The organism is Alteromonas lipotrueae, assembly GCF_019249255.1.
Taxonomy (GTDB): domain Bacteria; phylum Pseudomonadota; class Gammaproteobacteria; order Enterobacterales; family Alteromonadaceae; genus Alteromonas; species Alteromonas lipotrueae.
Window position 1 is genome coordinate 19,125 of sequence record NZ_JAESDJ010000011.1, and the last position, 24,323, is coordinate 43,447.

The 24,323-nt window shown below is 45.1% G+C and carries 18 protein-coding genes; 8 read left to right on the forward strand and 10 right to left on the reverse strand.

The genetic code is table 11. The features are described 5' to 3' along the window. Positions 1-21: 21 nt before the first annotated feature. The 3 genes from KYS23_RS14845 to KYS23_RS14855 form a co-directional block, all read right to left on the reverse strand. Positions 22-849 (reverse strand): GAF domain-containing protein, encoded by an 828-nt coding sequence (locus tag KYS23_RS14845; protein ID WP_218397702.1) that lies wholly within the window; start codon positions 847-849, stop codon positions 22-24. 25 nt (positions 850-874) lie between these two features. Continuing rightward, on the reverse strand, positions 875-1,702 hold the full coding sequence (locus KYS23_RS14850) for a DUF6689 family protein (protein ID WP_246604423.1): 828 nt from the start codon (positions 1,700-1,702) through the stop codon (positions 875-877). A 108-nt stretch (positions 1,703-1,810) separates the two neighbouring features. Then, positions 1,811-4,291: a S8 family peptidase gene (locus KYS23_RS14855; RefSeq protein WP_218419233.1), complete on the reverse strand. Its 2,481-nt coding sequence runs from the start codon at positions 4,289-4,291 to the stop codon at positions 1,811-1,813. Between the two features lie 345 nt (positions 4,292-4,636). On the opposite strand from KYS23_RS14855, the gene KYS23_RS14860 reads away from it, so the two are divergent. The 3 genes from KYS23_RS14860 (at position 4,637) to KYS23_RS14870 (ending at position 8,065) form a co-directional block, all read left to right on the forward strand. After that, on the forward strand, positions 4,637-5,716 hold the full coding sequence (locus tag KYS23_RS14860) for a chemotaxis protein (RefSeq protein ID WP_159533380.1): 1,080 nt from the start codon (positions 4,637-4,639) through the stop codon (positions 5,714-5,716). Positions 5,717-5,734: 18 nt separating this feature from the next. After that, positions 5,735-6,787, forward strand: a complete 1,053-nt coding sequence (locus KYS23_RS14865) for an aldo/keto reductase (RefSeq protein WP_159533378.1) — start codon at positions 5,735-5,737, stop codon at positions 6,785-6,787. Positions 6,788-6,913: 126 nt separating this feature from the next. Beyond that, positions 6,914-8,065 carry a Na/Pi symporter gene (locus tag KYS23_RS14870; RefSeq protein ID WP_218397698.1) on the forward strand — a complete coding sequence of 384 codons (1,152 nt, stop codon included), beginning with the start codon at positions 6,914-6,916 and terminating at the stop codon, positions 8,063-8,065. Positions 8,066-8,164: 99 nt separating this feature from the next. Here the strand turns inward: KYS23_RS14870 and KYS23_RS14875 are convergent, their stop codons facing one another. Together KYS23_RS14875 and KYS23_RS14880 are read right to left on the reverse strand one after the other, a co-directional pair. After that, positions 8,165-10,165 (reverse strand): alpha-amylase, encoded by a 2,001-nt coding sequence (locus KYS23_RS14875; protein WP_218419235.1) that lies wholly within the window; start codon positions 10,163-10,165, stop codon positions 8,165-8,167. A gap of 156 nt (positions 10,166-10,321) precedes the next feature. Beyond that, positions 10,322-11,488 (reverse strand): DcaP family trimeric outer membrane transporter, encoded by a 1,167-nt coding sequence (locus tag KYS23_RS14880; RefSeq protein WP_218419236.1) that lies wholly within the window; start codon positions 11,486-11,488, stop codon positions 10,322-10,324. Between the two features lie 253 nt (positions 11,489-11,741). On the opposite strand from KYS23_RS14880, the gene acs reads away from it, so the two are divergent. Both acs and KYS23_RS14890 read left to right on the forward strand, forming a co-directional pair. Then, on the forward strand, positions 11,742-13,691 hold the full coding sequence (gene acs, locus KYS23_RS14885; protein ID WP_218419238.1) for an acetate--CoA ligase: 1,950 nt from the start codon (positions 11,742-11,744) through the stop codon (positions 13,689-13,691). Positions 13,692-13,702: 11 nt separating this feature from the next. After that, positions 13,703-14,356 carry a response regulator transcription factor gene (locus tag KYS23_RS14890; protein WP_013782560.1) on the forward strand — a complete coding sequence of 218 codons (654 nt, stop codon included), beginning with the start codon at positions 13,703-13,705 and terminating at the stop codon, positions 14,354-14,356. Here the strand turns inward: KYS23_RS14890 and KYS23_RS14895 are convergent. The 4 genes from KYS23_RS14895 to rimK are packed head-to-tail and all read right to left on the reverse strand — an operon-like array spanning position 14,340 to position 17,718. Continuing rightward, positions 14,340-15,323, reverse strand: a complete 984-nt coding sequence (locus tag KYS23_RS14895) for a type 2 periplasmic-binding domain-containing protein (RefSeq protein WP_159533370.1) — start codon at positions 15,321-15,323, stop codon at positions 14,340-14,342. The two genes, KYS23_RS14890 and KYS23_RS14895, sit on opposite strands and share 17 nt — an antisense overlap. Positions 15,324-15,334: 11 nt before the next feature. After that, the gene (locus tag KYS23_RS14900; protein ID WP_159533368.1) at positions 15,335-15,769 is read right to left on the reverse strand and encodes an ATP-dependent zinc protease family protein; all 435 of its coding nucleotides are present in this window, start codon (positions 15,767-15,769) and stop codon (positions 15,335-15,337) included. 14 nt (positions 15,770-15,783) lie between these two features. Next, the gene (locus tag KYS23_RS14905; protein ID WP_159534707.1) at positions 15,784-16,806 is read right to left on the reverse strand and encodes a succinylglutamate desuccinylase/aspartoacylase family protein; all 1,023 of its coding nucleotides are present in this window, start codon (positions 16,804-16,806) and stop codon (positions 15,784-15,786) included. Positions 16,807-16,812: 6 nt separating this feature from the next. Next, positions 16,813-17,718: a 30S ribosomal protein S6--L-glutamate ligase gene (rimK, locus tag KYS23_RS14910; protein ID WP_218419240.1), complete on the reverse strand. Its 906-nt coding sequence runs from the start codon at positions 17,716-17,718 to the stop codon at positions 16,813-16,815. Between the two features lie 232 nt (positions 17,719-17,950). On the opposite strand from rimK, the gene KYS23_RS14915 reads away from it, so the two are divergent. Continuing rightward, the gene (locus tag KYS23_RS14915; RefSeq protein WP_218419242.1) at positions 17,951-18,586 is read left to right on the forward strand and encodes a mechanosensitive ion channel family protein; all 636 of its coding nucleotides are present in this window, start codon (positions 17,951-17,953) and stop codon (positions 18,584-18,586) included. On the opposite strand, the gene KYS23_RS14920 is transcribed toward KYS23_RS14915, so the two are convergent. Further along, a complete protein-coding gene (locus KYS23_RS14920) occupies positions 18,583-22,035 on the reverse strand; it encodes a PAS domain-containing hybrid sensor histidine kinase/response regulator (RefSeq protein ID WP_159533364.1) in 3,453 nt (1,150 codons plus the stop codon). The genes KYS23_RS14915 and KYS23_RS14920 overlap by 4 nt on opposite strands. 256 nt (positions 22,036-22,291) lie before the next feature. Between KYS23_RS14920 and KYS23_RS14925 the strand changes: the two genes are divergently transcribed. Both KYS23_RS14925 and KYS23_RS14930 read left to right on the forward strand, forming a co-directional pair. Next, the gene (locus tag KYS23_RS14925) at positions 22,292-22,558 is read left to right on the forward strand and encodes a DUF4212 domain-containing protein (RefSeq protein ID WP_057789264.1); all 267 of its coding nucleotides are present in this window, start codon (positions 22,292-22,294) and stop codon (positions 22,556-22,558) included. A 4-nt stretch (positions 22,559-22,562) separates the two neighbouring features. Then, positions 22,563-24,269: a sodium:solute symporter family protein gene (locus tag KYS23_RS14930; RefSeq protein WP_159533362.1), complete on the forward strand. Its 1,707-nt coding sequence runs from the start codon at positions 22,563-22,565 to the stop codon at positions 24,267-24,269. Positions 24,270-24,323 lie beyond the last annotated feature (54 nt).

Consider the following 24,323-nt stretch of genomic DNA (forward strand, 5'->3'; position numbering starts at 1 on the left):
ACGAGTGAAACCAATATTATTCTAATTAATTAGAGAAAGTTTATGCTCTATGGCGTGGAATAACAAACGAAGAGACAATAAATTAGCGAGAGACCTGGCAAACTCGATGTCAGTTTCGGTGAAATAGCGTCTCCCCACAAGGGAATCGGCGTATAAAACCCCTACTGGTTTACCGTCTATGCAAACGGGAACACTGATAGCGGCCTGAATGCCATTGCGAATAATACTTTGTTGAGCGTTAAGAGAGTTGTCGGCAACAATATTGCCTACCGCCAGCACCGCGTTTGTTTCCATCGTACGTCGAATAATAGTGCGGCTACCGGTGAAGTTCTCCGAATTCATCCATGGCTCGTGACCCAAACCAAACAATGCTTTATTTTCCTCATCAAATAAGATGAGTGAGGCGCGCTCGCAAGCTAACGACTGAATTAAACATTCTCGAGCTAAATGAATTAGTGCGCTACTGTCATTACAGTTTTGAAGTTGGTTTTGATAACGCTTTAGTTGTCGCTCTCGCCATACGCGTTGACTATCTAACTGAATAACTTTGCTATGCTCAACCGGTGTAAGTTTGCATGATATTGGGCCGAAAAATAAATGCTGAGGTTTATTAATCGCAATATTTTTAACGGGCACACCGCCACTGAAGCAACCTGTTGAACTGGTATCATTTAATTGCCATAAACTGTCGTTAGTGGCCTGTAATTCGGCATGCAAGCGAGAGATTTGAGGATGCGCAATAATAATGTCAGCATTTTGCGCCCGACCTATTCGATACTGTCTACCCTCAAAAAGTACGTGCTCTGCTACGCTGCCATTAGGCTGAGATACTGCAATTTGCAATGGCATAACAAGGCTCCGTATAACTCGCGATTTACAGTGTACGTAAACTGAAACGAAGGGTTTGCATTTGTGTAAGCAATATCCCTTTTGCGTTTACCACACTACCGTTGGCAAGCCATACATCAGGAATCTCACTACCAGAGGCATTATCAACAACCGAAATTAGGCTGTCCACTGCAGTTAATGCAGCGGCATCATCATTTATTGCTAATGCATTTTGAATGTCGTTAATTCCGCTATCTAGTGCTCCTTGAAGTACCAAAGAGATATCGCTTCTATTGTTATTGACGGTTTGGCTGATATTACTGACTTTATCGCTAATGACTGCACTTGACGCGCGCGTATCAAGCAGAATAATGAAGTCAGAGAATTGGCCCGTGCTGCCTCTTGCGCGAAGGCTACCGGAAGATGTCAGTGTGGTGATATCTTCAAAAGTGCCATCTGCGTGAGAGGTAAAGAGCCGAAATGGAGTGGTAGGGACGTAATGAAGCGCTTTGGTATAAAGCTCTACCATGGCAACGCCTTCAAAACCAAAACCCGAATTTGCTTTTGGTGATATTGATACCAATACCGGAAAGCCCGATGTCGCGCTAGTTAATAATGATGGTAGGCGGTCGGTAATTAATAAGTCACTAGGGTCGAGAAGCTCGGCCGTAATGTCAAAGTTACTAGCATGAAGGCCAATACTATTTTCAAACTCGATGGTAAGGTCTACTTCAATCGCTGTAGTTAGTGATAATTTTGCTTGAATGCGGTTGTTATCGACTGTAAGTAAATTGGGTAGAACGACTTGAGCTTGGGCGGCAGAAAACATCATTACCGCAAGGGTAGCAACGCTGATTAAGAGCTTAAACTTCATTTGAGATATCTTCATAATACCAATCTCTATTAAACCTTGTTCAAAAAGTAACCCGAATTGGAGCCGTTATCAACTACTATAACGGCTCCGTTTCTCATTTAGCTGTTATCACTCATAATATTGGGTAAACAATCTTGATGAAAGTACAGCGTAGTGCGCCCGCGTTACAGTCGTCTCAGGGTCAAAACTTGCTGTCAGCGTTGGGGTAACACTAAAAGGGGCCTGTTCAGTACCAAAAGAGACATTAATTAGCGACATCGTGATAGCCAATTGGACGTAGCCTTTTAACTCCGCTGGAATTTGGTCTTGATCGGCGAGAACGATTTGTTCACCGCTGTAATCGACAATAATGTCGGCATCAGGGTCGAAACTGGTGGCAACCGACTCTAATCCTAGCATTTGCACCATAGCATAAGCCGTATCTAACTTACTCATTACCCCAAACGGGTTGGCGCTGCCGTCTTCGCTATAAAGTACGGGTGATTGGTTGCGTAAGTTATCTTTTAATGCGCCGCCACTCACCATAACCGACTCAACAAATGCTTTATCAAAACCTGGAACGGCACCAATGTTAGGGACGTCTTCGTTTAATAGGTCACGGTATTGTCTTACTGCGCCGCCCATTACAGCATAGCGGGCAAAATCTTTGCGTTTTAAGCCCGCATTTGGATAAAAGCCTCGGTTGTTAAGGGCATCCATTAAGCGCTCACTAATCGCAAATTCAATCGCGTTTTGTTGTGCATGGCCTTCAATATCATCAATCCCTTCATAACCACCGCTTTCTTCGAACGAAACAGTCACATCAAACGTTTCAGGAACGCCTGGGCCATTGGTGATACCTAGAGGGTCCGCTTGAACACCTGAAAGAGATGTTAAACCGTAGACATAGATTCCCCAGGTGCCCGGCATTGCTGGAGCTGAAACACGCATTGTAGTGCTCAATACTGGTGTGGTTAAGTTTCCAAAGTACTCGGTACCATCGGGCGCGACTAATACCAGTTTAGTTAAATTGGCGAGGGTGCTTGCCGAGGCCTTAACGAGCACTTCGCTTTCGCCTACCTCAAAGGTCTTTACTTCAGGCTCTCCCACTGGTGCGTAGAACAAGTCGAACACTTCTGTACGCTCACTGGTTGATACCAATGCGTTGGCCTTGAAGGTTTTCGACGGCAAGTTGTTTACAGTTATGCTGTGAGACATATCATAGTCGAGTGCAGCAGCTACTGCAGAGCGAGCATTAACGTAGCCCGCTCCTACCTCCCAACGCTCGTAACCTGGCATATTGGTAGCTGTTTCTTGCAAAATTTGTTTGATTGAGGTGTTATCTAAAGATGGGTTTGCTTCTAGCAAGAGTGCAATGATGCCTGACACGTGAGGGGTTGCCATCGAAGTGCCTGAAATCATGGTATAGAACGGCAGATTCTGTGCTTCAATGGCATCAATATCTGCTTCGCCACCATTCGCCGCTAAATTCGTTGTTGCTCGGGTAGAAACAATATCTACACCTGGGGCGACGACGGAAACTTCGTTGTTATAAGTCCACTCGGTGCCATCAGGCATAGTGAAATCACCAGACTCACTGTTTAATCCCCGTGAAGAAAAGTCTGCCAAGCCGCCAAATTTGTCACCTGCACCTACCGATATGCCCCATGGAATTTGCGCATAGGGATTATGTGAATCTTCACCTGGACCATCGTTACCAGCAGCAAAAACGCTTATCATACCTAGCTTGTGAGCCTTGTAAGTAGCTAAAGACACTGGCCCTAATGGCTCGTACTTACCGCTTGAGCCCCAAGAGTTACTAATGACTTTGATTGGGTTGTCGTAGCTGTAAACATTACTAATGGCGAAGTCGAAACCGCCAATGGTATCTAGTAAAAGAACAGCCCCGCCGGAACCATACCCAATTAAATCAGCGTCAGGCGCGGCGCCTATATATTTGCCATCGGACATGTTGCCGCTACCCGCAATAGTACCTGCCACATGCGTTCCGTGACCTGAGTTAAGGTCGGTATTTACTTGGCCTTTCAAGGTGAAGCCATCAGTCACACCGGTAATGCCAATTGCAGAAGCATGGGTAAGGGCTTGTACATTTTCTACTACGGTATCACCGAAAAAGTGATCTTGGTGAGAGGCATCAATACCCGAGTCTATCACCATTACGGTAGAGCCTTTACCAGTAAATTCCATACCGTTGCGCTGAATAAATCCATCGCTCTGAAGGTCTGCAACACCCGTAATTTCACGAGCATCTGCGTTATATAACTTCATTTTACGGTTCGCAAATACAGAGCGAACGCCGTCAATTTTTGCAATGGCATCTATCTGTGCCTTCGTGGCGATAACACCAACGATTGGCAATGATTTGAATTGAACCCCCTCTGAAATGCCGAGATTTAAGAGTTGTTGTAATTGAGATTCGGCTAGCGGGTCTAGCTGATCGTAAGTCACGACCGCCATAAGTGAGTCTGTTGCATCAAGAGTGGTGAGTGTTTCGGTAAGCTGAGCGCCAATGTAGGCATCAGCTAACGTGTGAGCCGCTGGGCTTGCGAGCATGGCCGCAGCTAAGGTAGATAGGGCAAACTTTTTCATTATTCTCTCCAAAATGAGACTGCATTTTTGTGTAGATAATCCCGTTTTAAGACTGTCATCTTCTTCAGGTATCCTTTGCAGCAAGGTACGCCCTTATAATGTCGGTTTGTTTTTTGTTCGAACATAGGGGTTTCACCCTATATGTCAGCGAGCATTGATATTGACTCCTGTTACTGCGTACTTGGAGAGTGCATATACGGGAGGAAGTACCAATAACAGTGCCGGTGTAGATGCGGGTATAGCGGTTGCTCTAAATGGCAGGTTTTAGGCTATCTTCAATACACGTGCTCGCTTTTGATACGCCCTGGCGTTAATAGACAACATTTTCTAGGAGACATACCAAGAATGAAGTTTGACTCTATAAAATCTAGGCTTGTTCTAATGACACTGATTTGTGTTGTTGGCATGGGCATGCTGGTGGTCAGTCAGCATTATTTTACGCAGCGGCTTATTGAATTAAACCAGCAGCGAGACCTATTGCTTCGTATGGGGCAAGATTTGTTGCAGATGCGCCGGCATGAAAAAGACTTTCTGATGCGCCATCAGCAGGAGTACTTTCAGTTATTTATCGAGCGTTCTGAGAGTTTTAGCACTCGGCTTAACCAGCTTACGCCATTAATTAGCGATTATGATATGCCTACGTCGCAGTTAGGAAACTTAGCCGAGGGAGTACATGAATACCAACAACTTTTCCAACAAGTGGTTACGTTACAAACCGAAATAGGGCTGACACCAACATCTGGTTTGTTAGGGGAAATGATAGAAACTGAGGGCGCATTGCTCAGTCAGTCGTATTTCGACGTTGGATCTAATGCGCTCATTCAACTTGACAGCGCAAGGTTGGCCATTCGCGATTTTCGGTTAACCCGCAATAAGTATTACGCTACCCTTGCCGTTCAGAGTATAGAGCGGCTGGCGCAAGCGCGTAGTGCGGGCAAATCTGAACAGGTAAACGAATTACTTGGCTTATATAAAGAAGCTGTGGGGGCACTTGCTGTTGCCCATCAAACATTAGGTCTTACTCATAATGAAGGATTGGTGGGACGCTTTCGGCGACAAGCGCATAGTGTGGAACAACAGCTCACGTTAATCGACAAAGCTTTACAGCCTATTATTGAAAACCAAGAGCAAAAAGTAAAAATATACAGTATTAGTATTGCGGTGCTCACGTCAGTGCTTTTAATTTTAATCCTAGTGAAGAGCTTTGCCACATTTCACCGCGCTTTTTCTAATTTCGTTATGTTCTTTTATCGGTGTAAGCGCCAATATCAGCGAATGGATCCGAGGAAACTCGGTTTTGCTGAGTTCAAATCGTTGGCTGAGCTTGCCAATGAAATGGTAGAGTCTCGTCAAGCAATTGAAGAACGACTCGCTATTGTGGAAGCAGAACTAGCACAAAAGCAGAGAAAACCAGAGACAAGTTGAAGGTGGGTGAACGTAGATATGCAATTTAACAAATTAGGCGGTAGCGACTTATCGGTATCGGATATTTGCCTTGGCACCATGACATGGGGCATTCAAAATACGCAGCAAGACGCCGATGAGCAATTAGCAATAGCAGTTGATCATGGTGTGAACTTCATCGATACCGCCGAAATGTACCCTGTTCCGCCGAACGAGAAAACCTATGGTGATACCGAGCGAATCTTGGGTCACTGGTTAGCAAGAAATCAATCAGCACGTGATTCCCTTGTTATCATGACAAAAGTGGCCGGTAGCGGCTTGAGTTATATAAGAGAAGGCGGGCCTATTACTGCCAGCGCGGTTGAAGCGGCACTGAATGATTCGTTAAGTCGTTTAAATACCGATTATGTTGATGTTTATCAATTACATTGGCCTAATCGCGTTACGCCACATTTTGGAAAGCATTGGCCTGATCGTGCTAACCCCACAAAAATAGATAAGCAGCAAGAAATTGAGGGTATGCGAGATATTTTAACCGGCATTAAACAAGCACTCGATGTTGGAAAGATTCGCCATTGGGGGCTATCTGATGATACGCCTTGGGGCATTCATACGTTTTTGACGCTGTGCAAAGAAATGAATATTCCTTTTCCAGTTTCTATCCAAAACGAATTTAGTTTGCTGCATTTAAAAGATTGGCCTTATCTGATTGAAACCTGTGTACTTGAAAATATTGCCTATTTACCTTGGTCGCCACTCGCTACGGGTATGCTAAGTGGTAAGTACATGAATGGAGATAGACCCAAAGGTTCTAGATGGACACTGGTTCAGCGCCAAGGATTATTCAGAGATAAAGAGCCCGCCCGTGAAGCCACCGCTCGTTATGTTGAAATTGCCAAGCGAGCAAAGATTACTCCCTCGCAATTGGCTTTAGCATGGTGTAAACAAGTGCCAGGTGTTACTTCTACTATTATTGGCGCAACGACCTCCGAGCAGTTAGCTGAAAACTTGTCTGCGTTTTCACTTAACCTTGATGAAAGCACATTGAAACAAGTCGGAGAGGTGGTACGCCGCTATCCTCTAGGTTTTTAAGCGGCCTAAAGATAGGATGCAGTAGGGCTATAAATTACGGTGAATTTTTCTGTTGAAGGTGGTCATTTATCTGTCACATCTTCGTCATAGTATAAATTCACTGTTATTTATAGACTGTTTTACTGTATGTCTCTATCAGATTCGCCTCTTGTTTGTGAAACCGAAACCCAGCATGGTAACTGGCGCCGTTGGCTACTGCTTCTCGCCCTCGTTTATTTAATGTTGTTAGCCGTTAGCATGATAGGCAGTGGCTTCAAATTGGCCGCAGGCGATCACGCTAAAACGCTGTTCACTTTTGCCAGTAACCCCATCATGGGGCTGATTATTGGCATGGTAGCCACCGCACTCATTCAATCGTCAAGTACGGTAACCTCTATTATTGTTGGTATGGTGGCAGGTGGATTACCTATCACCATTGCCGTGCCCATGATGATGGGAGCTAATATTGGCACCAGCATCACTAATACCCTCGTTAGCCTTGGGCATGTCGCCAGAAAGGATGAGTTTCAACGAGCATTTAACGCCGCAACTATTCACGATTTCTTCAATGTGATGTCGGTGATTATATTTTTACCTCTAGAAATGGCCTTTGGCATTTTAGAGCACTCCAGCGCCTTTGTAGTGTCTATGCTCAATACGGGTGGCACGATGGGCGTTGAAGGGTTTAATCCTATTAAAGCACTTACCCAGCCAGCTCTTAACGCGGTAACAGGCATGGTTAGCGGTTTGCCTTCGGTGTACCCCGGTATTGTTAAGATCATTCTCGGTATTGGGCTTATTGTTACCTCAATTACCTACATGGGGAAAATCATGAAATCCCTTATGGTGGGTAAAGCAAAAGACATTCTGCATAAAAGTATCGGTAAAGGGCCTATATCGGGTATTTCTTCTGGTGCGCTAATGACAGTGCTGGTGCAATCTTCTTCTACTACGACCTCGCTGGTTGTGCCTTTAGTGGGGAGCGGAATTCTAAAGGCAAAAGATATTTATCCCTTTACCCTTGGCGCTAATATTGGCACCTGTATTACCGCGTTAATTGCAGCGCTTGGTGTGGTGGGTGTGAATGCCGCGTTTGCATTACAAATTGCCCTTGTACATCTGTTATATAACGTTTTTAGCGTGGTGTTAATTTACGGTACGCCGATGTTGCGCAATATTCCGTTAGATTTGTCTTATAAACTGTCGGTCATTGTAGCCGAGAAGAAATTTTACGGTGTCGCGTATATTGGTGGGCTGTTTTTCTGCATGCCGTTAGGTATCATTTTTATGTCGGTGTAGGCGTTTCCCAGCGCAGCTATAGCAGTAAGCTAAGGCAGGTACCTCAGCGGGGCCTGCCTTATTGTAGTTTGAGAGAGTATAGTTATTAAATGTGTAGCGCTAGAATGCGGTTATGTCGGCGCTACTTTGCCCAAACACAAACATATTGCGCTTTCCACACTGCGCCATATGATTACTAGATGTATAAGGCGTACCTGATTGAGTTACGTCACTTTCCCATCCTTGCCCATTTTTAATATACGCTTTTAGTTCAAACCAACCGTTTATGGTTTTACTGCAATCCATTTGAACATCTAGCATCCAATAATGATCGCCCCACAGGTTCAACGGTGTTTCACCAAAACCATCATTGTCGACGGTTTTAATGGAGCCCCACGCTGAAGGCCAATTATTCGTAGTCCAATCAAGCGCGCTACCTTCAGCTTCACTACTTTGGCTAGTTTCAACACCGTACCAATCAAGATAATTGTCGTTGGCTTTCCAAGGTGCCGTCGTCGTGTTGCGCATATTGTTGTGGATGATGGGAATGGCACACGCATAGTTACTCGTTGTGCAAGAGAGCCCTAAATTTGATGCTGCATAGTCATGATCGATTCCGCCTCGAATAAACATGTCTTGCCCACTTTCGGTGGTGGCTTGTACAAAAATGATAGTGCGTTGCCAATCTGCATTGGGTTCATCTGTGGTTAGCATTGCCCCTTGATGAATGGCAATGGCGTCCCATGAAGCAATATTCACGGCTACAGAGCCATCGGGGGCAACGGAAATAACTTCGCCGCTACATTGGGTTTTGGCGGTATTAATATTACCGGTTAATACGTTGCAATATTGGCCTGGTGCCATGGATGTGGTTAGCGTGGTATCCATGGTATAACTTTCTTTGTTTATTGCCATAAATCCACTGTCTGCGCGACCAAAGGCGATTTGGTTGCCTCCATTGCTCCACCAGTCGGTTACCACGAAATCATCTGACGTGTTATCTCTGAAATCAACGCCGCCTGAAATATACGACCAACGATGTTCGCATTTCCACTTATCAGCAAAGCATTCAAGTGTTCCGTTGTTATGCACTGACACTGATGGGGCACCCGCATCGGTGTCGCCGTGGAAGTCGTAACTCGACATGACTTTGGGGTAACCATAAGGCCATGCCAACATAAAGATATTCGCAAGGTCGTATAAACGTCCATCTTCAAAGGTAATAACATTACCGCCTCCACCATGGCCTCGTTGATTATCGTGGTTATCAACAAAAACAACGGCTTTATAGCTTGGCATGAAACCCCATGCTTCGCCGAAGTTACTAAGCCAAGCAAGTGATCCATTGCGAAAAACATTGCCAATTTCAACTGAGTATTTAAATTCGGTCACCAGGCCATTTGAGAAATATTCATCGGCACTAATGGCCTCACCGCCTTGATCTATTACTTCTTGAAACACAAGCGGGGAGCCGTTGACCTGATTGATGATACTCGATATATCTGCCGCAGGCATATGTTTGGAGGCATCTAGTCTAAAACCTTCCACGCCAATATTTACCAAGTCATTAAGGTAGTTTGCTAGGGTGCTTTGTACGTAACTAGATTCGGTTTTCAAGTCGGCTAAACCGACTAATTCACAGTTTTGAACTTGCCACCGGTCTCCATAATCATCAACTGAGCAGGTATCGTGAAAATCTTGAGGCGAGTACATTGGGTAATTTTTATTCCCAAAAGTATTTCCGTTTGTTCCAGTACCCGATCCTGCGGCCATATGGTTAATGACAGCGTCTACGTATATATCTACACCCACTGCGTTGCAGCGCTGAACCATATTTGTAAAGTCTGCGCGAGATCCGCCGCGACTTTCTAAATCATAGCTAACAGGCTGGTAGCGAGCCCACCACTGAGGAACATTAATGTGTTCGTTGGGCGGGGAAACCTGCACTGCAGCAAACCCATTTTGACTTAAATAGGTTTCACATTCGGTTGCTACATCCTGCCAATCCCACTCGAATAAGTGCACGAATGTGGAAGGCTGTGAATGCGCAAAAGGGGAGGCTATACCATAGCCTAGTAAGGTAGCGACTGCACTGGAAGCCAGCAATTTACGGTTAATCATAAAAGAGTCCTAGTGACGTTATTTAACTGCATGGAGAAAACTAACTAGACACTAGAATGTAAATTAAATGTAAACAATGTGAATACGTATGCAGACAGGCGAAGATAAAAAGGGCGCCTCAAGAGGCGCCCGTATTCATTACTGATAAGTATCAGATTAAAATGCGTATTTTGCAGAAACCTGAAGGCGGTTCATATCACCTTCCAAACCTTCTTCAATTTCGCGATGTGCAAACGCGTACTCTGCACCAAAGGTAAGGGCTTTGGTAGGCGAATACAGTAAGTTAGCACGCGCGCTGTAGCTGCTTTCTGTCACACTAAGGCCGGTAAGAGTAGTGTCGTTATCAATATCTAATGCTGAAAACATGAAGCTGCTTCGCATTCTGTCGTTCCAAAGGTGACGATAGGCAATAGCGTAACCCGTTGAATCGATAGCTTCCAAATCGCCATCGGCTGTGATGACTGCGCCATTTGCGGCATTCAATGCGGAATATCTACCCATCCCTTGGCCTGTATTCACCATAAAGCGAATATCATCGCCGTTCGATAGTTTGTATTTTCCTGACAAGGCGACACCATAACTGGTTTCATCGGCATCTATACCACTGCCGTCATCATATGAAAGTTGACGTACAAGGCCTGCTATTTTTACGTAACCCCAGTCTTGTTTAGCAGTGTAAGCTGCAACAAAGTCAGGAACGGCATTATCGTCAGCTACAATACGTCCGCCACCACCGTTGGGTGTTACTGTAGTTTCAGGGTTTTCCAACGCCAATTGTAAACCGCCGTTGGTGTATCGCACCATAACTTGTCTACCGAATGTAATGCCGTCTGTCGTACCAATGAAATCAAGAGATTCCGGCAGGGAACCCACATCCATAAATGTGGTCCATGTTTGACCCACTAACCATTCTTTATACTGAATGTAGGCGTGGCGAACACGGGGTGTATAAGAGTTACTAATACGTTCATCACCACCGCTAGTGACGATAAAATCTAATTCTAATACCCCTTTGATTTCGTCACCTTCCGCTGTTGGCGTGTTGGTGCTAAATCTAAAGCGGGATTGACGAATATGTGCATCGAATTGGGTGCCTTCATCGCCGCCTGAAACCGGAGTCAGCGAGGGTATGTAAAAATCTCGACCAATACTACCGGAACCTAGCGTGCCCTCAGAGTAGTTGCTCACCATCGCATCGGCTTTTATGTAGCCGGTGAATTTAACGCTGGTATCGCCTAAGGCAGCGGCGCTAACGAGAGTGGCGTTAGACGCTGCAAGTGCTAACGATACGGCTAGCACTGAGTTTTTTATTGTGGCTTTCATTATATTTGCCCTAAAGTGTGGTTAAATAAATGTAAATTCAAAGTTAACTTCTATAGGTTTGCCGACCTTGATACAAATTGGAATAAGCTAATGGTCGCATACGACTATAGTCGTAATTGGCGAGCAGTCGAATTCCTAGGACTAAAGTCCATGAATCGTAAGACCAAAGTCGCATTTTTACTTTATAGTCTAATCATTACAGTGTTTAGTATATAAAAGCATTTCACATTATTGATATTGGAGGCAATTTTTTATGACTGCCAGTAAGATTTTTTCTGTTCCTGACGCAATTAAAAGTACGACCCATTTAACGGATGCTCAGTACGCTGAGATGTATGCTAATTCTGTAGCACACCCTGAAGCATTTTGGGCTGAACACGCAAACTTACTTGAATGGTTTAAAAAGCCGACCAAAGTGAAAAACACCCATTTTGGTGACAATGATGTTTCCATAAAATGGTTTGAAGACGGCGAGTTAAATGCCAGTTACAACTGTATCGACCGCCACCTAGCAGACAATGCTGATAAAGTGGCCATTCACTGGGAAGGTGACTCCCCTGAAGAAAGCCAGGATATTACCTTTCAAGAAGTGCATGATGAAGTCTGTAAATTAGCTAATGCACTTAAATCACTTGGTATAACTAAAGGCGATAGAGTCGCTATCTATATGCCTATGGTCCCCGATGCTGCATACGCTATGTTGGCGTGCGCCCGTATTGGTGCTATTCACTCCGTTATTTTTGGTGGCTTCTCGCCGAATGCGATTGCCGATCGTATTAACGACAGCGATGCTAAGGTAGTTATTACAGCAGATGAAGGCCGCCGAGCGGGGCGATCTGTACCTTTAAAAGCCAATGTAGATAAGGCCTTGTCAAAGGGGGCCTGCCCCTCAATTACTCACGTAATCGTTAAGAAAGTGACAGGCGAAGATGTAGCGTGGAACGAAAGTCACGATGTATGGTGGGATGAGCTTGTGGCTGAGTGCTCCACGACGTGTGAGCCTGAAGTAATGAACGCGGAAGATCCACTCTTTATCTTATATACATCGGGCTCAACGGGCACCCCTAAGGGTGTAGTGCATACTACCGGTGGCTATTTGCTTTATACCGCAATGACATTTAAATACGCCTTTGACTATCAAGATAATGATATTTACTGGTGTACTGCCGATGTAGGCTGGATCACTGGGCATAGCTATATGGTGTATGGCCCTATGATTAACGGTGCATCTCAGGTGTTTTTTGAAGGTGTTCCTACCTATCCTGACGTGCGACGTATCGCGCAAGTAGTAGAAAAATACAAAGTAAACAGCCTTTACACCGCACCAACCGCTATTCGTGCATTGATGGCTCACGGTGATAAACCCGCTGAGGGCTGTGACCTTTCATCGTTACGTTTACTGGGTACAGTGGGTGAACCTATTAATCCTGAAGCGTGGGAATGGTACCACCGAGTAATTGGTCAAAGCCGTTGTCCTATCATGGATACGTGGTGGCAGACTGAAACCGGTGGTCATATGATAACGCCATTGCCGGGGGCGACAGCACTTAAGCCTGGGTCAGCTACGCGACCATTTTTTGGTATTCAACCTGCGCTTTTTGATGCTGAAGGAAATGAACTTGAGGGGGCATCCGAAGGTAATCTGGTGATTAAGGATAGTTGGCCGAGCCAGGCTAGAACTGTGTATGGCGATCATCAACGCTTTATCAGTACCTACTTTAGTGCGTACAAAGGTGTATACTTCACCGGTGACGGTGCAAGGCGTGATGAAGATGGCTACTACTGGATCACAGGGCGTGTAGATGACGTGTTAAATGTATCTGGTCACCGTTTAGGCACCGCTGAAATTGAGAGTGCATTAGTGGCCCATCCCAAAGTGGCCGAAGCAGCTGTAGTGGGCTTCCCACATGATATTAAAGGGCAGGGTATTTATGTTTATGTTACCCCAATTGACGGTGTTGCCGTTGATGATGCGCTAACCACAGAGCTTAAAAACTGGGTTAGACAAGAGCTTAGCCCCATTGCGACACCAGATAAAATACAGTGGTCGGCTGGCCTACCTAAAACCCGTTCAGGTAAAATAATGCGTCGTATTTTGCGTAAAATTGCCGCGAACGAACATGAGCAACTTGGTGATATATCTACATTGGCGGATCCGTCAGTTGTTGATACACTCATTGAGGAGCGACTAAACAAATCATAAAGGATAATGCAATGACAACCCTGTTAATTGCCGATGATCATCCGTTGTATCGGGATGCCTTAAGAGGCGCTTTGTCATTGTCTTTACCAGCGCTGACGCTATCAGAAGCTGGTGATTTAACATCGACAGTCGATATTCTCAATCGCGAGGATATCGACTTGTTGCTGCTTGATTTACATATGCCAGGCAGCAACGACCTTTTCGGGTTAATTCACATTCGTAAACTGTTTCCTGACGTACCTGTAGCGGTAGTGTCTGGCACGGAAGATACCCAACTTATATCAAAAATCATGAGTGCCGGGGCGCTGGGATTTATCCCTAAAACTGCCAGCTCGGGTGATATTGCCAATGCGGTACAAGCCATTTTAGATGGGGACGTATGGCTGCCACCTAATTTAAGCGATAGTGTAGATGAGATTGACGAGGAGTTTTCTGAGCTTGCAGATAATGTTGCTTCACTAACGCCTTCACAATACAAAGTACTGTGCTTTATGCGAGACGGGTTACTTAACAAGCAAATTGGTTATAATTTAGATATTGCCGAAGCCACGGTAAAAGCCCACGTTACCGCCATTTTCAAAAAGCTTGGCATCAATAATCGTACTCAAGCGGTATTAATTGCATCTCAACTAGAGCTAGAGCCGCCTGCTACAAGTGATCACTAGTCTTTTCTAGCGGCACTTCAACAGGCTCAACAAGCAAAGCGGGTTCAAAATAAGTAAGATAATGCTTAAGTGCAGCCTTACTTTGTTCGCTTAACAAAGGGTTCTCAATTTCAATCTCAGTACGCCCACGCATTAGCATCGTGCTTTCTTGGTAAACAGGCTGCGCCTTTAAGAATGTCTGAAATTCTCCAGATTCTAGCAAGATAGTAAGCCCTTCACTGATTCGGTTAGCCAAGGCTTCCTGATCTAATGCAACAAAGTAAAACAAAGGACTGTCGTAAGACACCAACAAATGGGGCTCAATTTTCAATGTGCTGTCAGGTTGCTTGTCTAATTCATGTTTTATTTCCATTACACTGCGCGGAAACATATCGGCAAAGCCTTCAGCGACAATTCGAAATGATGCTTGATAAGTAGTTTCAAGGACGGGAATTTCATTGTGACGAAAAATTCGGGTGTCAGGCCAGTCGTAGCCTTGCACCGCACGCATTGATTTTAGGCTCTCAAGCGTTAACGGGTTATCGAAGCGATTATCGTCGGCGCGAATAAGCATAATGCGCTTGCCAAAAAATCCGCCCATGATAGGAATACGTATTGCCCGATGTTGTTTTTCTCTGTCGATAGAAGACACACTCCACGTTACATCTAACATGTCGTGCTCTAAGCTTCTTAATTGGCGCTCTTGCGCAATTTCCTGTTTACTGACTTGTAACTCAAAGGTGCCATACTTATCTTCTGTCACTTCCAGTGCTTTTGAGAGTAGTGTTTTGGCGTATGCGTAAACGGGATCTCGACCAGGGTGAACATTAGGAAGGCGCAGCATTCTATGAGGCAACGCTGCTTTACTGTTCTTTTCTAGGCTAGACGAGTGAGTGACCTCGCCAGCTAGACCTAGTGGAGTGAATAAGCCACTTAGCAGTAGGAGTGTTGACGTAAGTATAGTTCGGCTAATCGTATGTCCTATCATTGTATCGACTATTAATCCTTCCCTGTTAGTAAAAAGTCGTGCTCAGGATCTACCAAAAAGCGGCCGCTCATGGCCTCTCTGCCAAGTAACATAAGGTAGGTCATTTCAGAGCGGTCTGTTAGGGTTAACTGTATATCCCATTGCACACTATCCATGATTATAGGCGTTACTATCACATAACGCTTCTCTCTTGTGGCGGTTGAGCTTTTTACCCGTTTTTTTCCTTCAACTTTTACTTCTCTTCTTACCACTCTATCAACATTATGAATATCAGGGTGGATATCGAAGCGTATCCACAATTCATCATCTACATCAAACTCTTCAATGTTATCTACGTGCAAAGAGGAGGTTGCTGCGCCAGTATCAACCCGAACATTTAAATCTGTGATGGTAAAGGCAGGAAGGTCGCATAACTCAACCGCACCCACTACTTTCTTATTTGTCATGTATTCGCCTTAAATCAAGTATATTCCGCTTCACCTGGTAGCAGGTTGTCTTGCAATAACTCAACGTGTTCTGCCACTGTATCGGGTTGTGAGAAATAGGCAATATGATATACCGCTTCTCCTTCTTGAGTCAGTGGTATGTTTTGTTTACCCACCACCACGCCCTCGGCTGGACTTTCAATACTGGCCAAATACCCACCAAATGGGTCGGCAATAGTCGCCAATTTATCCCCTTTGTTCACATGGTCGCCCAATTGGGCTAAATGGGTAACAAAGCCACTTTCTGTTGCCCGTATCCAGCCACTTTGGCGGGCAATAAACCGTTCAATACTATGGCCTTTACTGCGGCTCTTATTCAGCATACCCAAATGACGCATGGTATTAATAATACCGCGAAGCCCAGCTCGAATTGAGAACTCATCGTATCGAAGGGCTTGCCCTGCTTCATAGAGCAAAATTTTAACGCCACTCTCGCTAGCGGTTTCTCGTAAGGAACCTTCCCGCAGCTCAGCATTTAATAATACGGGAACGCCAAACGCCTTTGCCATCTCTAGTACTTCAGGGTCGTCTAGGTCTGCGCGAATTTGCGGTAAATTACTGCGGTGGATTGCACCAGTATGCAGGTCTATGCCTACATCGCACTTTTGCACAATTTCCTTCAAGAACAAGTTGGCTAGTCGACCTGCAAGCGAGCCTTTTTTGCTGCCAGGAAAGCTGCGGTTTAGGTCGCGGCGATCTGGCAAATAGCGAGACTGGTTCAACACGCCATACACGTTAACCATGGGCACCGCGATAAGGGTACCTCTTAACCGTTCAATGGCCCGTGAGCGAATGAGTCTGCCTACAATCTCAATACCATTTAGTTCATCACCGTGAATAGCGGCACTCACAAACATAGTAGGACCAGGGCGTTTACCTCGGGTAACATAAACGGGAATACTCATGTTTGTCGCGGTGTATAATGGGGGCATCTCCAGCTCAATTTTAACCGATTCACCTGGCGCGATACTTTGCCCACCAATGACTAAATTATCCACTGCCACTTAGCCTTTACCTCGCGTCTTCGTTTTGTGCGGCTCTGCACTTTTTTCAATAAATTCAATGATCATACCGGCGACATCTTTGTTAGTGGCTTTTTCAATGCCTTCCAAACCTGGCGACGAGTTTACTTCCATTACCACGGGGCCGTTGTTTGAACGTAAAATGTCTACACCACAACAATTCAAGCCCATAGTCTTGGCTGCATCTACGGCAGTTTTGCGTTCATCTGGGCTTAGTCTTACCAAGCTGGCTTGACCGCCTCTATGAAGGTTAGAGCGGAACTCACCCGGTGCAGCTTGACGTTTCATCGCGGCAACGACTTTACCGCCTACCACGAAGCATCGAATATCAGAGCCACCGGCCTCTTTGATAAATTCTTGAACTAAGATACTGGCATTTAATCCCATGAAGGCTTCAATAATTGATTCAGCCGCTTTATGGGTATCAGCCAATACCACACCAATACCTTGGGTACCTTCAAGCAGTTTAATGACCACTGGTGCGCCACCCACGGTTTTTATCACGTCTTCTATTTTATCAGGGTGATGGGCAAAGCCTGTACGCGGCATGCCAATGCCTTTGCGCGATAGTAATTGTAGAGAACGTAGCTTGTCTCTAGAACGACTAATTGCCACAGACTCATTAACACTGTAAGTACCCATCATTTCGAATTGACGTACCACAGAGGTGCCGTAAAAAGTAACAGAAGCACCAATGCGAGGAATAACCGCATCGTAATAAGGCAGGCGTTTACCTTTATAGCGCACAGATGGCCGCGAACTGGTTATATCCATATAGCAATGCATGGTATCAATAACATCTACTTCATGACCGCGAGCACGACCTGCTTCTACTAAACGAGAGGTAGAATAGAGACGAGAATTCCGGGATAAAATCGCTATGCGCATTGTAAATTGCCTGTGGTTATAAATTTTTTAAAAAAGTGCTGTTTAATCATTAGCACCTTTTTAGGTGCATAGCCAGATTAGTCGTTGTACAGCGAATTGGCGCGCATCATAAAGCAGCTTTTATTAATGGTCTTACGAATTATTATTGTGGTGGCGACAGTAATATCTGGATGAACTCAAAATCGTTACGCGATAGCATGGGGTAACATGAGGATATAATGAGTTTTTTACTATGATGCAGTGGTGGCAAGAGGTATTGATTTGGCTTACGAGCTACCAATCAAACCTTATTTGGAGTGGGTTGGTTTTGCTTTTTTATTTGGCGGCTTCAAGAAAAATCCTACCCAAACTTGAAACCAATATCGAGAAAACCAAATTAAAGTCTACCAGCGCAATCAAAGGATTATTTGCCGCAAGAGTTATCGTGGCTACAGTATCGCTAGCGTTATTGCTGCTTGCGTGGGGAATAGACTTCTCAGGCCTATTGGTATTATCAACCTCTATTATCACGGTAACTGGAGTAGCGCTTTTCGCCAGCTGGTCATTAATAAGCAATATTACCGCTTACTTCATACTGTTGACGAACGTTGCGTATCGCCGAGGAAATTTTATTCGTATCCTCGATGGCGATAATTTTATAGAGGGTTATATTGCTGACTTAGGGCCATTTAGTACTCGGCTGGTTACTTCTGAGCGCGAAACCCTCATGTACCCCAATAACCTAATTTTAACTCGTCCTGTGCTTATTAATCCCAAATCAGCGTGGGGCACCATGGGTAAAGTAACCCCAAAGACGGCGGGTAAAATAGAAGAAAAAACCGATAAACCGACGAAAAAGAGCAGGGTGAAAAGCGACCCGCAAATTTAGTCGCTATCGGTATAGTGTGACTCCCGAATATGGCGAGTCATGCTTTGAAGTAACGCTCTTAGTTTTGCAGGTTTTAGCGGCTTAGATAGGTAGTTAACCCCTTGCTCCTTACATTTAGCCACTAAATCTTCATCTGGTGTGGCTGTGATAAGCGCGGCGGGTAATATGGCATCAAGCTGGAACCTAATCTTGTCTATTAAGGCTAAGCCGTTTTGCGTTTCATCGTGGCTTAATTGATAGTCCATCAATAATATCTGAGGTAATGTTTGCTCAATAAGGGCAAGGGCTTCATCCCAAGACCCCGCCACCATCACCTTGACACCCCAGCGCGCTAGCAGCGTTTGCATTGCATCTAAGTTTTCCCGTTGATCATCTACGCAAAGTACCTGCAGTCCAGTGAAGGTTGTGTTTTTAGGCTTAGCTGCCGTACTTGTTGAAGAGCCTGGCTGAGCTTTTGGTAGGGTAAAGGTAAAGCAGCTACCTTTTTGCGGTGAGGACGACACGGTTATATCGCTACCCAACTGTTGGCTTAACCTACGTACCACGCCTAGACCTAAGCCAATACCATGCTCTGCACTTTGATTAATGCGGTAGAAATCACTAAAGATGTTATCTTTTTTATCTTCCGAAATTCCAATTCCCGTGTCGTAAACACGAAAAGAAACGGCTGATTTTACGGGTTTTATAACCAATACAACTTTACCATTTTGGGTGTATTTCACAGCATTTGACAGCAAATTCTGCATAATTCGGTACAAGTAGGTTTTATCCGCCATTACCCATAGGGGTTTCACCCATACGCGCAGTGAAAGGCCTTTTTCCAGTGCCCGCATTCTTATGTCGTCGATAAGCGGGCTGAGCAGAGCGTGTACATCCACGGGCTCAATATCTGGTTTCATTTCACCTTGATCTAGGCGTGAAATGTCTAAAAGCGTACCGATAAGTGCTTCACTTGAGGTCACTGAGTGATGCAGTTTTTGAATAATTTCGTGTACCCCATTCGATAGTTCTTGTTCCTCTAGCGCTGATATATATAGCTTGGCGGCGTTGAGAGGTTGAAGTACATCATGACTGGCAAGTGCCAGAAAGCGAGTTTTACTGGCATTTGCATCTTCAGCTGCCTTTCTAGCGCGTATAAGTTCAGTTTCTGCACCAGAGCGACGCTCTATTTCAAGCCGCAGTTCGGCGTTAATGGTATGCACTTCTTCGGTACGCCGTTTAATTCTGGCTTCTAAGTCGATGTTAGATTCTTCAAGGGCTTGTTGAATCTCAATGTGATCGGTGATGTCATTGAAACTAGTAACAAAGCCGCCCCCAGGTAAGGGATTGCCCACCATTTCTATCACGCGGCCATCTTTTCGTTGTCGTTTAAATCGGTGGGGGGTACCAGAGCGCAAATGTTCTAGGCGCTTTTCGACTTCCGCTTCTACGTCCAGTTTGCCAAATTCCCCCTGTGATGCATTGAAGCGAATAAGTTTCTCAATCGGTATGCCCACCGCAAGAAAATCTTCAGGATAGGTGTATAGCGCTGCGTACCGCTTATTCCAAGCCACTAAATTTAAATGTTTATCCACTACGCTAATACCTTGGTCCATATTCTCCAACGAGGTCAGCAGCGCGGTCATATTGAATTGCATGGCCTGTGTGGTGTCGTCGAAAAAGTTAATCACTTCCGTGAAGTCCATTTTCTTGCCACGCAGTGCACTGTCTAATAACACTTTGGCGCTGGAAGCACCGATAACCCCCCCCAGCGCCCGTTCACAAAACGTAAGAAAGTCTTCATCGGGAGAAGCTTGATGGTTCAAGATACAACTGTTGAGATGCTGATATTGCTCAATAAGCTGTTCGCATCGACCTGTGCCCATAAAGGTCGATAGTAGCGTAATAAGATCAGATACCGTTACATTACTATTTGGCCCCTTTACTACACTGTTTTTAACCACAGCAGGAGACACAAAGGCTTCGGCTTGAATTCTGTCGATGAGCCGGTGCGGGGCAAACCAAGAGAAAATAATATACATCACGGTATTAGCACCAAGGCTTATCATCGCACCTTGGCTGATAAGCTCGTTATTAGCAAATTGTGATGTTTGCTTTCCTACCAGTGGGAACACTAACCACAGCACCCAAAGTATAATTCCAACTAACAAGCCCGCGTACACACCATGGGCATGCGCGCGCTTCCAATATAATCCACCGAGGATCGCTGGCATTAACTGAATAACTAATGAAAACGCGATAAGTCCAATTGAGTGTAGCGAGCGACTACTGGTCATTTGTTGATGGTATAGGAACGCCATTAGCAATATAAAACCAATAACAATACGCCGGATAAGGCGTATCTGCGCAGAGAAGTCTCTTTTTTGCGCAGAGTTTCCTCGAAACGCTAAATAGCGGGGCAAGATCACATCATTGGTTAACATGGTGCTTAAGGTTAGGGTTGCCACAATAATCATTGCAGTTGCGGCTGATAACCCTCCTACAAATACAATAACCTGTAGCCAGGCCGAGCCAGAGAACATGGCGAGTGACAATACATAGGAGTCTGGCTCAACGCTGGCGCCAGCAAAAATAGCTTTACCCGCAATAGCAATAATGGGAATAACCGTAGAAATAATTGCGAGATAAAGGGGAAACAACCATCGGGCTGTTTTTAAATGCGAAAGACTAAGGTTATCAATCACCGCCACATGGAATTGTCGAGGCAGACATACAATGGCAGCCGCGGCCATGATGGTTTGGGCGATAAAGTTGAATGAGCTAAATTGTGAAAGTGCAGCTGTATTCACAAAGGTTTCTAGAAAAGGGCCTGTTTCGGTTTGTCGCCACGCGCTGTAGCCCACAAAAGCAACTAACACCAACGCCAGTAACTTAATAGTAGACTCAAAGGCGATAGCGAGCATTAACCCTCTGCGGTACTCGGTTACATCGGCATGTTTAGTACCAAAATAAATCGCAAATACAGCAATAAACGTAGTGGCAGCAATTACGATAAAATTACTATTAGGCTGTTGGGTTAACAGCTGAAAAGTGGAGCCAATCGCTTTTAACTGCAACGCAATATAGGGAATGGTTGCCAGTAGTGCGATAACGGTCACTAGCAGAGCGACGGTTTGGCGCTTCCCATAACGAGACGCGATAAAGTCAGAAATTGTGGTGATATGTTGCTTTTTACTTACCAGCGTCAGCTTATAAATAAATCGGTACCCGAGCACATAGACCAAGATTGGCCCTAACATAATAGGCAGGTAAATCCATGTGTCGCGACTGGCTTGACCCACCATGCCGAAAAATGTCCACGCCGTGCAATATATTGCGAGTGCCAGCGAGTAGATCGCTGGGTGCGAGGTTAACGCTCGTGCTCGCGGCGAGTTCTTATCGCCCCAACTCGCCAAAGAAAAAAGCAAAAATAAATACAGTACCGCAAGCGTAACCCAACCGAACGTCATGAATTTCCTTTAACCAAAAGTTAACAAGTCTGTGTGCATTATAAGCATTTCGACCTTGGTCTACCTACGACCATGGTCTCATTTGGAATTTTAATGGTGAGGTCTAGAGTATACATCGTGCTCCTAAGTGCTTGACTTTTGCCGGTCTAAGGCCAGTTGGTCTGAACGAGAAAGCTTGGCAATAATGTTAGCAAAGCCGGGCGTTAGGAAAATGTAAAAATAAAACAATTGATTAACCTGACATGAGGACGGAACAATGGCATTTAGAAATGATGACGACAAAAAAGCGTATTGGAAGGAGAACTTGTCTCTCCTTGCCAAGCTTTTAGTCGTTTGGTTTGCGGTGTCGTTTGGCGCCGGCATTTTGTTTGTCGATGTGCTAAACAATATCCACTTTTTTGGATTTAAACTGGGCTTCTGGTTTGCGCAACAAGGTTCCATTTATGTGTTCGTCGCTCTAATTTTTGTTTATATGTCAAAGATGAAGGCGATGGATAAACGTTATGGCGTAAACGAGGAGTAATACCATGGACGTTCAACTACTAACATTTATTATTGTAGGCGCAACATTTGCGCTATATATCGCCATAGCTGTATGGGCTAGAGCGGGTTCTACTAACGACTTTTACGTTGCTGGCGGCGGTGTACCTCCCGTATTAAACGGTATGGCTACCGCTGCAGACTGGATGTCGGCAGCGTCATTTATTTCAATGGCCGGACTTATATCCTTTATGGGATACGACGGCGCAGTTTACCTAATGGGATGGACAGGAGGCTATGTATTACTTGCCTTGTGTCTAGCGCCCTACCTACGTAAATTCGGTAAATTTACTGTACCGGATTTTATTGGCGACCGCTACTATTCACAGACCGCAAGAACCGTTGCGGTTTTCTGTGCCATCTTTGTTTGCTTTACTTATGTGGCAGGGCAAATGCGAGGAGTGGGCGTAGTATTTAGTCGTTTCTTAGAAGTCGACATCGTGGTTGGTGTGGTTATCGGCATGGTTATCGTGTTTTTCTATACGGTGCTAGGTGGCATGAAAGGCATTACCTATACCCAAGTTGCGCAGTTTTGCGTAATGATTTTTGCGTATATTGTGCCTGCGGTATTTATCTCTATCATGGTAACAGGCCATATTCTTCCACAAACGGGGTTCGGCGCCACGCTCGCAGATGGGTCAGGGATGCATATTTTGCAGAAACTCGACAACCTGTCGGTAGAGCTCGGATTCCATGAATATACGTCCGGCACTAAGAGTACCATTGATGTTTTCTTTATTACTTTTGCATTGATGGTAGGTACGGCTGGATTACCTCACGTTATCGTTCGCTTCTTCACCGTACCGAAAGTACATGATGCACGTAAGTCTGCTGGTTATGCACTCGCGTTTATTGCTATTTTGTATACCACTGCGCCGTCGCTGGCTGCGTTTGCTCGAGTGAATATGATTGAAACCATTAACGGGCCTGAGCTAACCGGAACAAGTTACGAGCAAGCACCGTCGTGGATTAAAAACTGGGAGCAAACTGGGCTTATCGAGTTCAACGATAAGAACGGTGATGGTGTGATGTTTTACTCTGGTGATGAGCGCAACGAAATGAAAGTCGACCGTGACATTATGGTGTTGGCTAACCCAGAAATTGCGAATTTACCGGCATGGGTCATTGCATTAGTTGCCGCAGGTGGTGTTGCCGCAGCGCTGTCTACCTCCGCAGGTTTACTGCTTGTTATCTCCACATCTGTGTCTCATGACTTGTTGAAGCGCAACTTTGCGCCCAATATTACCGATAAGTCCGAGCTTTTTTATGCACGACTTGCGGCGGGTGTAGCCATTGTTATTGCGGGATACTTTGGGATAAATCCACCGGGCTTTGTGGCGCAGGTGGTCGCCTTCGCGTTCGGTCTGGCGGCATCCAGTTTCTTCCCTGCCATTATTATGGGTATCTTTAGCAAACGAATGAATGATAAAGGCGCAATTGCGGGCATGGTTGCAGGTATTGCTTTCACTGCTGCCTACATTATTTACTTCAAGTTTGTGAACCCTGCGGCAAATGTACCTGAAAACTGGTGGTTTGGTATTTCTCCAGAAGGTATTGGTACCTTGGGTATGATGGTTAACTTCCTTGTTGCTTTCATCGTGTTTAAGTTTACCGATGAGGCGCCGGAAGAAATCCAAGAGTTGGTAGAGAGCATTCGCTATCCGAAAGGCGCGGGCGAGGCATCTGCACACTAACTGTTAGAAGCTATAGTAAAACAGCAAACTGATGCTCGGCACGTGGTCGAGCCT

What these genes read in the sequence shown, in the direction of transcription:
- KYS23_RS14845 (WP_218397702.1), bottom strand. Translation starts at nt 849, where the DNA reads ATGCCATTGCAAATTGCAGTATCTCAGCCTAATGGCAGCGTAGCAGAG.
- KYS23_RS14850 (WP_246604423.1), bottom strand. Translation starts at nt 1,702, where the DNA reads ATGAAGTTTAAGCTCTTAATCAGCGTTGCTACCCTTGCGGTAATGATG.
- KYS23_RS14855 (WP_218419233.1), bottom strand. Translation starts at nt 4,291, where the DNA reads ATGAAAAAGTTTGCCCTATCTACCTTAGCTGCGGCCATGCTCGCAAGC.
- KYS23_RS14860 (WP_159533380.1), top strand. Translation starts at nt 4,637, where the DNA reads ATGAAGTTTGACTCTATAAAATCTAGGCTTGTTCTAATGACACTGATT.
- KYS23_RS14865 (WP_159533378.1), top strand. Translation starts at nt 5,735, where the DNA reads ATGCAATTTAACAAATTAGGCGGTAGCGACTTATCGGTATCGGATATT.
- KYS23_RS14870 (WP_218397698.1), top strand. Translation starts at nt 6,914, where the DNA reads ATGTCTCTATCAGATTCGCCTCTTGTTTGTGAAACCGAAACCCAGCAT.
- KYS23_RS14875 (WP_218419235.1), bottom strand. Translation starts at nt 10,165, where the DNA reads ATGATTAACCGTAAATTGCTGGCTTCCAGTGCAGTCGCTACCTTACTA.
- KYS23_RS14880 (WP_218419236.1), bottom strand. Translation starts at nt 11,488, where the DNA reads ATGAAAGCCACAATAAAAAACTCAGTGCTAGCCGTATCGTTAGCACTT.
- acs (WP_218419238.1), top strand. Translation starts at nt 11,742, where the DNA reads ATGACTGCCAGTAAGATTTTTTCTGTTCCTGACGCAATTAAAAGTACG.
- KYS23_RS14890 (WP_013782560.1), top strand. Translation starts at nt 13,703, where the DNA reads ATGACAACCCTGTTAATTGCCGATGATCATCCGTTGTATCGGGATGCC.
- KYS23_RS14895 (WP_159533370.1), bottom strand. Translation starts at nt 15,323, where the DNA reads ATGATAGGACATACGATTAGCCGAACTATACTTACGTCAACACTCCTA.
- KYS23_RS14900 (WP_159533368.1), bottom strand. Translation starts at nt 15,769, where the DNA reads ATGACAAATAAGAAAGTAGTGGGTGCGGTTGAGTTATGCGACCTTCCT.
- rimK (WP_218419240.1), bottom strand. Translation starts at nt 17,718, where the DNA reads ATGCGCATAGCGATTTTATCCCGGAATTCTCGTCTCTATTCTACCTCT.
- KYS23_RS14915 (WP_218419242.1), top strand. Translation starts at nt 17,951, where the DNA reads ATGATGCAGTGGTGGCAAGAGGTATTGATTTGGCTTACGAGCTACCAA.
- KYS23_RS14920 (WP_159533364.1), bottom strand. Translation starts at nt 22,035, where the DNA reads ATGACGTTCGGTTGGGTTACGCTTGCGGTACTGTATTTATTTTTGCTT.
- KYS23_RS14925 (WP_057789264.1), top strand. Translation starts at nt 22,292, where the DNA reads ATGGCATTTAGAAATGATGACGACAAAAAAGCGTATTGGAAGGAGAAC.
- KYS23_RS14930 (WP_159533362.1), top strand. Translation starts at nt 22,563, where the DNA reads ATGGACGTTCAACTACTAACATTTATTATTGTAGGCGCAACATTTGCG.